Consider the following 7,646-nt stretch of genomic DNA (forward strand, 5'->3'; position numbering starts at 1 on the left):
GGGTTCGCGGGCGAAGGGAGCGGCCCGATCCCTGACCGGCCGCCTCAGAAGCCGCCGAAGGTGCAGGCGCTGCGGTTGCCGAGGCCGGCGGCGGCGCCGAGGAAGGCCAGGATCGCCGCCACCGCCACGATGGTGCGCAGCCAGCCGCGGGTCGGCGCGCGGCGGATGGCCAGCACCAGCGCACCGCCCAGCAGCACCGCGGTCGCCGGCCAGAAGACGACGCCGGCCACGACCACGACCAGGACGGCCCAGCCCACAGGGTCGCCGGAGGTGCAGCTGGCCAGCGTGAAGGCCACCGCCCCCGCGAAGATCCAGGCCAGGGCCACCAGGATGTTGAGCAGGAAGCGGCCGAGGATGCGGAGGATGGTGTCGATATCGGGCATGGCCGCATCGTCCCGTCCGATTGTGGCGGATCTGCGAAGCCGGGCGATGCGGCCCGCCGGAACGGAAACCGGCCGGGAGGGTCGCCCCTCCCGGCCCGGCTCTTCCATCCCGCGGAGCGACGGCATCGCTCCGAAAATCCCCGGCCGCCCTGGGGACGGACGCTTGACGGCCGGGTGAGGTCCTGGGGGGCCGGCGCGGATGCGCCGGCCCGGTCGCCTAGTTCGCGCTGGCCAACCGGCCGCTGTGGCTGGCCGCCCGCTCCGGCTGTGCCGCGGCCAGGGCCGAGGCGTTGCGGGCATGGTGGCGCTGCAGCATCGGTCGCAGGATCAGGATCGCCGAGAAGGCCGCGATCAGGTCCATGCCGGCAACGGTGTACAGCACCGTCGACCAGGTGCCCGTCGCCTCCATCAGCAAGTTGCCGAACGGCACCAGCAGGGCGGCGACGCCCTTGGCGCAGTACAGCACGCCGTAGATCTTGCCGACATGCTTGGTGCCGAAGGTGTCGCCCGCGGTGGCGCTGAACAGCGAGTAGACCTCGCCCCAGGCCAGGAACACCACGCCCGACAGGATCAGGAACGCCCACGGGTTGTGGCCGAAGGTGCCGAGCGCGACGATGCCGATGCCTTCCATGCTGAAGGCGATGAACATCGTCTTCTCGCGCCCGATATGGTCGGACACCCAGCCGAAGAAGGGCCGCGAGATGCCGTTCATGATGCGGTCCAGCATCAGCGCGAAGGGCAGCGCCGCCATGGTGAAGAAGAACAGGTTCACCGGCATGTCCTTGACGCCGAGATCCTGGGCGATGACGCCGAGCTGGGCCACCGCCATCAGGCCGCCGGTGACGGTGCAGATGAACATGCCGAGCATGACGTAGAACACCGGGGTCTGCAGCGCTTCACCCAGCGTGTAGTCGCGCCGCGACTGGGCGACCTTGGTCGAATGCCGCACCTCCTCCTTGTCCGGCGCGCGCAGGAACCAGGCGGCGGCGAAGATGATGCTGCCCTGGATCAGGCCGAACCAGAAGAAGGCGGTCTGGTAGCCCGAGCCGGCGATGACGTTGGCGATCGGGATGATGGTCAGGGCCGAGCCGGCGCCGTAGCCGCCGGCGGTCAGGCCCACGGCCAGGCCGCGCCGGTCCGGGAACCATTTCAGCGCGGCGTTGACGCAGGTGGCGTAGACGCAGCCGACGCCGATGCCGCCGATCGCGGCGCCGACATAGAAGCCGGTCAGCGAGGTGGCGTAGGAGTTGACGACCCAGGACAGGCCGGTCATGACGCCGCCGACCAGCACCAGGGCGCGCGGGCCGTACTTGTCGATGAAGTAGCCCTCGATCGGGGTCAGCCAGGTCTGGACGATGACGAAGATGGTGAAGGCGGTCTGGATCGCGGCGCGGCTCCAGCCATAGGTCTCCTGGATCTCGGGGACGAACAGGGTCCAGGCGTACTGGATGTTCGCGGCGGCGACCATGCAGACGATGCCGGCGATCAACTGGATCCAGCGATTCGTCGGGGCTCTCCCCGTCCCGGCGCTCGCGTTGGAAATCGCACTCATGGCGATGGCTCTCCCGGTGTTGTGTCGTTCGGCCGGTCGTTGGCTGCCGGCGGTTCTTTGGCCCCTGAAGGCCTAGGCCGAGGAGGGATACGGGATCGGACCGGCCGACCGGGGCCTCCGGCGGACGTCCCTGGCTGATCCCGAAACTCCGGGCCGGGCCTGCAAAGGCGTGGGGGCGCTGAGCGCCAATCGAGTGGATGTCAGGCGCTGAGCGCCGCTGCTGCATCGACGCCGGGCCGTCGCGTCACGTCGCCCGGATGCGCGACCGGCAAGGACGGGCCGACCGGGGTCACTCAGTTGTCGGCCGGTCCGCCCGCGACCAGTCATGATTGGCAAGAGTCCAACTGGTATACAATATGTAATATGTCTGAACCGATATCCCCGCGCAACAGATTTGCAATCGGGCATGAGCGAGTCACGCGGTTTGCGTGACTCCCGGCGTCGACTCCGGCTCCGGCGCCGTGTCGGCGGTCAGGGCCTCGGCCATGCCGCGGGCGATCTCGCGCTCGCCCATGATCACCGCATCGGCGCCGAGGCTGCGCAGATGCTCGACCTCGGCGTCGGAATGCGCCCGGGCGATGATGGCGATGCCCGGGTTGGCCGCCCGCGCCTGGGACACGATCTGGCCGGCCTCGAAGGCGTTCGGCACGGCGACGGCGAGCTGCCGGGCGCCGGCCAGGTTGGCCAAGCCCAGCACCTCGGGCACGGCGGCGTTGCCGATGATGGTCTCGATCCCGGCCTCGCGCAGCCGGGCCAGCGGCTGGTCGGCGTCCTCGATCACCAGGAACGGCCGGCCGGCCGCCTGCAGCGCCGCGCCGATCAGGCTGCCGACCCGGCCATAGCCGATCAGCACGACATGGTCGGTGAGCGCGGTCGGCACCGCCGGCTCGCCCAGCGTGTCCAGATCGGCTGCGGGCGGCGGCGCGGCGGGGGCCGGCGCGGGCTCGGCCGACGGCGCCTCCTCGTCCGGGAGAACCGCCGGGCCGCCGGCCGGCACCGGCACCGGCGCCACGCGCTCCAGCAGCGGCCGCAGCCGGCCGAAGGCGTTGAACACCACCGGGTTGAGCAGGATCGACAGGATCGCGCCGCCGAGGATCAGGTCGCGCCCCGCCTCCGGCAGCAGCTGCAGCTTCACCCCGAGCTCGGCCAGGATGAAGGAGAACTCGCCGATCTGCGCCAGGCTGGCGGAGATCAGCAGCGCCGTCGACACCGGGTGCCTGAAGATGCGGACGATGACGAAGGCGGCGACCGACTTGCCGATGACGATGATGAACACCACCGCCAGCATCGGCAGCGGGTCGCGCCACAGGCTGGTCGGGTCGAACAGCATGCCGACCGAGACGAAGAACAGCACCGCGAAGGCGTCGCGCAGCGGCAGCGTCTCCTGCGCCGCGGCATGGCTGAGCTCGGATTCGCTCAGCACCATGCCGGCGAAGAAGGCGCCGAGCGCCAGCGACACGCCGAACAGCTTGGCCGAGCCGAAGGCGACGCCGAGCGCGATCGCCAGCACCGCCAGGCGGAACAGCTCGCGCGATCCCGTATGGGCGACGTAGTGCAGCACCCAGGGGATCACCCGGCGGCCGACCACCAGCATCAGCGCCACGAAGGCGGCGACCTTGAGCAGGGTCAGCCCCAGGATGCCGCCGACGCCGAGGTCGAGGCCGAGGGAGACGGCCAGCGGGTCCGACCCGACATCGAGATTGCCGTTGACCAGCCCGGCCAGCGCCGGCAGCAGGACCAGGGCCAGCACCATCGCCAGGTCCTCGACGATCAGCCAGCCGACGGCGATGCGGCCGCGCTCGGTCTCGACCAGCCGCCGCTCCTGCAGCGCCCGCAGCAGCACGACGGTCGAGGCGACCGACAGGGCCAGGCCGAACACCAGCCCGCCGGCGACGGTCCAGCCCAGCATCAGCGCCAGGCCGAGGCCCAGCGCCGTGGCGAAGCCGATCTGCACCACGGCGCCGGGCACCGCGATCGCCCGCACCGACAGCAGGTCCTTCAGCGAGAAGTGCAGCCCGACGCCGAACATCAGCAGGATGACGCCGATCTCCGCCAGCTCCGGCGCCAGCGCCTGGTCGGCGACGAAGCCCGGCGTGTGCGGCCCGACCAGGATGCCGGCCAAGAGGTAGCCGACCAGCGGCGGCGCCTTCAGCCGGTTGGCGATGGCGCCGAACACGAAGGCGAGGCCGAGGCCGGCGACGATGGTGGCGATCAGGGGGGTGTCGTGCGGCATGGATGCGCCTCGGCCTCCGGAAGCAGAGATGGTCGGGGATGCATCGGCCAGGCCGACACGGTGCCTATCATTTATGAACGACAGACCCGATCACAACCTTTGATCTGCGATCCGGCGAGATTTTCCGCCGGCTTCGGGCCCGAAGGTCCGCGGCGGCGGCTTGTCGGCTTGTCAGACAGCCGCCGGGCGACGATTGTAGCGCGGATCCGGATTCGGCGATGCCCTCGGGCAGCCGCGTGGACCGCCCCGGACGATCCGACACAAGCCGCCAGGAACCGAACGCCTTCGGGAGGATGACGATGAAATACCTGCACACCATGGTCCGCGTGACCGACCTGGAGCAGTCGCTGCACTTCTACCGCGACCTGCTGGGCCTGAAGGAGACCCGGCGCATCGAGAACGAGAAGGGCCGCTTCACGCTGATCTTCCTCGCCCCGCCGGGCCAGGAGGACGCGCCGGTCGAGCTGACCTACAACTGGGACCCCGAGGTCTACACCGGCGGCCGCAACTTCGGCCACCTGGCCTATGAGGTCGACGACATCTACGACTTCTGCGACCGGGTGCAGAAGGCCGGCGTGACCATCAACCGGCCGCCGCGCGACGGCCACATGGCCTTCATCCGCTCGCCGGACAACATCTCGATCGAGATCCTGCAGAAGGGCGAGTCCAAGGCCCCGGCCGAGCCCTGGGTCTCGATGCCCAACACCGGCGCCTGGTAGGAGACCGTCCGGAAATGCTACTGGCGTGGCCGTCTGACGGCGCCGTCTCCGCTTCCGGTGCTCACGCACCCATGTGCGCTGCGCTCCGAGTCTCGACGGCACCGCCAGCCGACTCACGCCAGCGCATTTCCAAACGGTCTCCGGGATGTCTCTAGGATGACGAGGGGCGCATGGGGCCGGTGACGATGCTGCGACTGGCCGCGCTGGCGGCAACCGCGCTGCTGGCGGCTTGTGCCGGTCCGGGCGTCCCCTCCTCTCCTCCGGCCGCGGCGGCGGAGGCGCCGCTGCGCTGGAAGGCGCTGCTGGTCGCCGCCGACGATGCCGAGCCGGTGTTCGACAACGGCGTCGATTCGCTGCGGCGCAGCCTGGTGTCCTTCGGCGTGGCGCCGGCCGACATCGCCGTGCTCAAGGCCGATGCGCCGCAGCCCGGCGCGGTGGCGACCAAGGCCAATTTCGACCGCGCGGTGGCCGACCTGGCCGGTCCGGCGGGGACCGGCTGCTTCGTCTATCTGACCTCGCATGGCGTGCGCGACCGCGGGCTGTACGCCGCCGCCGAGAATGCGGTGATCCCGCCCGGCTACCTGGCCCAGGCCCTGGACGGCGCATGCGCCGGCCGGCCGACGGTGCTGGTGACCTCCGGCTGCTATTCCGGGATCTACACCGACACGCCGGCGCTGACGACGCCGGACCGGATCGTGCTGACCGCCGCCCGGGCCGACCGGCCGTCCTTCGGCTGCGGCACCGGCGACCGCACTACCTATTACGACCAGTGCTTCCTGGACTCGCTGAAGCGCGGCGCCGCCTGGACGGCGATCGCGGCCGAAATCTCCGGCTGCGTCGCCCGGCGCGAGCAGGCCAAGGGCTTCCCGGCCTCCCAGCCGCAATCCGCCTTCGGCCGCGACGCAGCCGGCTTGACGGCGTTCTAGGGCGGCTGAGCGAGGCCGGTCGGCGCATCCAGGCAAGGACCGGTTTTCCAGTGCCTCTCCCGCTTGGCGGGAGAGGTCGACAGCGCGCAGCGCTGGCGGGTGAGGGCTGGCCCAGGCCTCGACGCCCTCCCCTCACCCGGAGGCGCAAGCGCCTCCGACCTCTCCCGCAAACGGGAGAGGCAAAACACTTCGCCCCTATCCCCCTGGATCCTCGGGCTTGGCCCGAGGATCCAGGGGCTTTCAAGAACCGCTCTCGGTGGCCTCTGGATTGCCGGGTTGATCCTCGGATCAAGTCCGAGGACGGCAATGACAGTGGAGAGAGGGCGTCACCCCGTATCCGGCGGCTCCGGCCGGTCCTTGACCGGCGGCAGGTCCAGCCGCGCCAGGTATTGGTCCGATGCCTCGACCCAGCGCTCCGCCTCCTCCGGCGGCAGGCCGAAGACCGGGCACAGCCGGGCCACCGCCTCCGCCGCCGGGAAGCCGTCGGCGATCTCGACCAGATCCGGCCGGTCCATCTGCTCGGCCATGGCGAAGAAGCGGCGGTCGCACTCCGCCTCGTCCTCCGTCCCCGCCTGGATCGCGGCGCCCAGCGCCATGATCACCCGCAGCCGCCGCCGGATCACCGCCTGGTCCGGGACCGGGGCAGCCTCCCCATCGTCGGCCGGCGCGTAGCCCAGCTGCTCCAGCGCCGCATCCGCGGTGGCGAGCCATTGCCCGGTGTCCGCCGGCAGCCCGAACTCCCGGCACAGCCGGGCCACCGCCGCCGGCGCCGGGGTGGTCTCGACCATCTCCGCCACCTCNCTGGCAATAGTCGACACCCGGCTGCGGCGCCTCCACCGCCTCGGTGCGGGCGGCCTCCATCACCTCCATCTGGATCTCGGCCGCCCGGGCCAGCAGGCGCAGATGCCGCGCCGCCCGCTCCTCCTGGGGAGCGGCCGGGGCCTCCGATACCTGGTCGGTCTGCGCCTTGTCCATGGAACGTATCATGAACAAGAATCAGAGTTAAGGCAATGACACGATGTGTTTGCAACGAGCGCTCGCCCGGAATGGTCCGGAAAGGGTATGGAAGCGATCATCGCGCCTGGCTCTCACAAGCGGACATGGCTCGATTCGGCCCCGTTGCGGACGTTCTCCATCAGGCTCATCATCCTCCGATGAGGCTTATTTCGATTACTGCGAACCTGCACAGTTTCAATGGAGAGTTGAACTGGACAGACCCAACCAGGGTTCGTCTCGCGTTCAGCAATGGAAGCACGGTTCGCATACGTGTCGCCGCGGAGGGTGAGGGTGTGATCCTCGACGACTTGCCTCTCGACGAACCGTTCGACATGGGAGAATACGGACGCGTAGAGGTGCACGATTTTCAAGACCGGGTTGACCCTCTGCTGCTCAGCGCCGAAATCGCGACTTTGAACGCCATCCATAGTGGCGATGGACGAATGATTGGACTGGCAGTGCAACGAAGTGGAGGAATCTCATTCTGTTTCTGGAACTACGGCGATGAATTGCACTATGGAGATTTCGGTGCATTGCTCGCATACGACTGGGGAGCGCAGGCGAAGCCAATGATCGGATCGCCTATCAGGCAGTTGTGAGTGACGTTCCCAATCCGCCCGCCCCAGTCAGCCGGTGCCCCAGTGAGGCGCCCGAAAGCGGTCGTCACCGTCAGGGGCGTCTAGGATAGGAATGGACTGCCCCCCTGGACTGAGACAGAAGAATTAGGGTGACATGGGCGATCGGAGGGTGAATGCCCGACAAGCCCAGGACGCGCACTCGTAGTTTTTCCTCCTCTTTGAAGCAGGCGGCGATGATCCGGCTTGAAGCCGGCGAGGC

Annotated in this window: 7 protein-coding genes; 3 read left to right on the top strand and 4 right to left on the bottom strand. The window is 69.4% G+C overall.

Going from position 1 to position 7,646, the window contains the following annotated elements; all coding sequences use genetic code 11:
* Positions 1 to 44: 44 nt before the first annotated feature.
* The 3 genes from BWR60_RS35235 to BWR60_RS35245 all read right to left on the bottom strand — a co-directional run bounded on the left by BWR60_RS35235 (position 45) and on the right by BWR60_RS35245 (position 4,168).
* Positions 45 to 383 carry a hypothetical protein gene (locus tag BWR60_RS35235; RefSeq protein WP_088157895.1) on the bottom strand — a complete coding sequence of 113 codons (339 nt, stop codon included), beginning with the start codon at positions 381 to 383 and terminating at the stop codon, positions 45 to 47.
* 217 nt (positions 384 to 600) lie between these two features.
* Positions 601 to 1,935 (bottom strand): oxalate/formate MFS antiporter, encoded by a 1,335-nt coding sequence (gene oxlT / locus BWR60_RS35240; RefSeq protein WP_179222077.1) that lies wholly within the window; start codon positions 1,933 to 1,935, stop codon positions 601 to 603.
* 415 nt (positions 1,936 to 2,350) lie between these two features.
* Complete coding sequence (locus BWR60_RS35245) at positions 2,351 to 4,168, bottom strand: cation:proton antiporter (RefSeq protein WP_088157897.1); 1,818 nt, start codon at positions 4,166 to 4,168, stop codon at positions 2,351 to 2,353.
* 299 nt (positions 4,169 to 4,467) lie between these two features.
* Between BWR60_RS35245 and BWR60_RS35250 the strand changes: the two genes are divergently transcribed.
* Positions 4,468 to 4,887 carry a VOC family protein gene (locus BWR60_RS35250; protein ID WP_088157899.1) on the top strand — a complete coding sequence of 140 codons (420 nt, stop codon included), beginning with the start codon at positions 4,468 to 4,470 and terminating at the stop codon, positions 4,885 to 4,887.
* A 170-nt stretch (positions 4,888 to 5,057) separates the two neighbouring features.
* On the top strand, positions 5,058 to 5,813 hold the full coding sequence (locus BWR60_RS35255) for a C13 family peptidase (protein WP_088157901.1): 756 nt from the start codon (positions 5,058 to 5,060) through the stop codon (positions 5,811 to 5,813).
* A gap of 326 nt (positions 5,814 to 6,139) precedes the next feature.
* Here BWR60_RS35255 and BWR60_RS36725 read toward each other — a convergent pair whose 3' ends face one another.
* The gene (locus BWR60_RS36725; protein ID WP_144445872.1) at positions 6,140 to 6,601 is read right to left on the bottom strand and encodes a hypothetical protein; all 462 of its coding nucleotides are present in this window, start codon (positions 6,599 to 6,601) and stop codon (positions 6,140 to 6,142) included.
* A gap of 501 nt (positions 6,602 to 7,102) precedes the next feature.
* Here BWR60_RS36725 and BWR60_RS36730 point away from each other — a divergent pair.
* Positions 7,103 to 7,408, top strand: a complete 306-nt coding sequence (locus tag BWR60_RS36730; RefSeq protein WP_144445873.1) for a hypothetical protein — start codon at positions 7,103 to 7,105, stop codon at positions 7,406 to 7,408.
* Positions 7,409 to 7,646 lie beyond the last annotated feature (238 nt).

Origin of the sequence: Inquilinus limosus, from assembly GCF_002195995.1 — a bacterium.
GTDB lineage: Bacteria > Pseudomonadota > Alphaproteobacteria > DSM-16000 > Inquilinaceae > Inquilinus > Inquilinus limosus_C.

Coding starts and splice junctions, on each gene's coding strand:
- BWR60_RS36725 (WP_144445872.1), bottom strand. CDS start 6,601: ATGGTCGAGACCACCCCGGCGCCGGCGGCGGTGGCCCGGCTGTGCCGG.
- BWR60_RS35250 (WP_088157899.1), top strand. CDS start 4,468: ATGAAATACCTGCACACCATGGTCCGCGTGACCGACCTGGAGCAGTCG.
- oxlT (WP_179222077.1), bottom strand. CDS start 1,935: ATGAGTGCGATTTCCAACGCGAGCGCCGGGACGGGGAGAGCCCCGACG.
- BWR60_RS35245 (WP_088157897.1), bottom strand. CDS start 4,168: ATGCCGCACGACACCCCCCTGATCGCCACCATCGTCGCCGGCCTCGGC.
- BWR60_RS35255 (WP_088157901.1), top strand. CDS start 5,058: ATGGGGCCGGTGACGATGCTGCGACTGGCCGCGCTGGCGGCAACCGCG.
- BWR60_RS35235 (WP_088157895.1), bottom strand. CDS start 383: ATGCCCGATATCGACACCATCCTCCGCATCCTCGGCCGCTTCCTGCTC.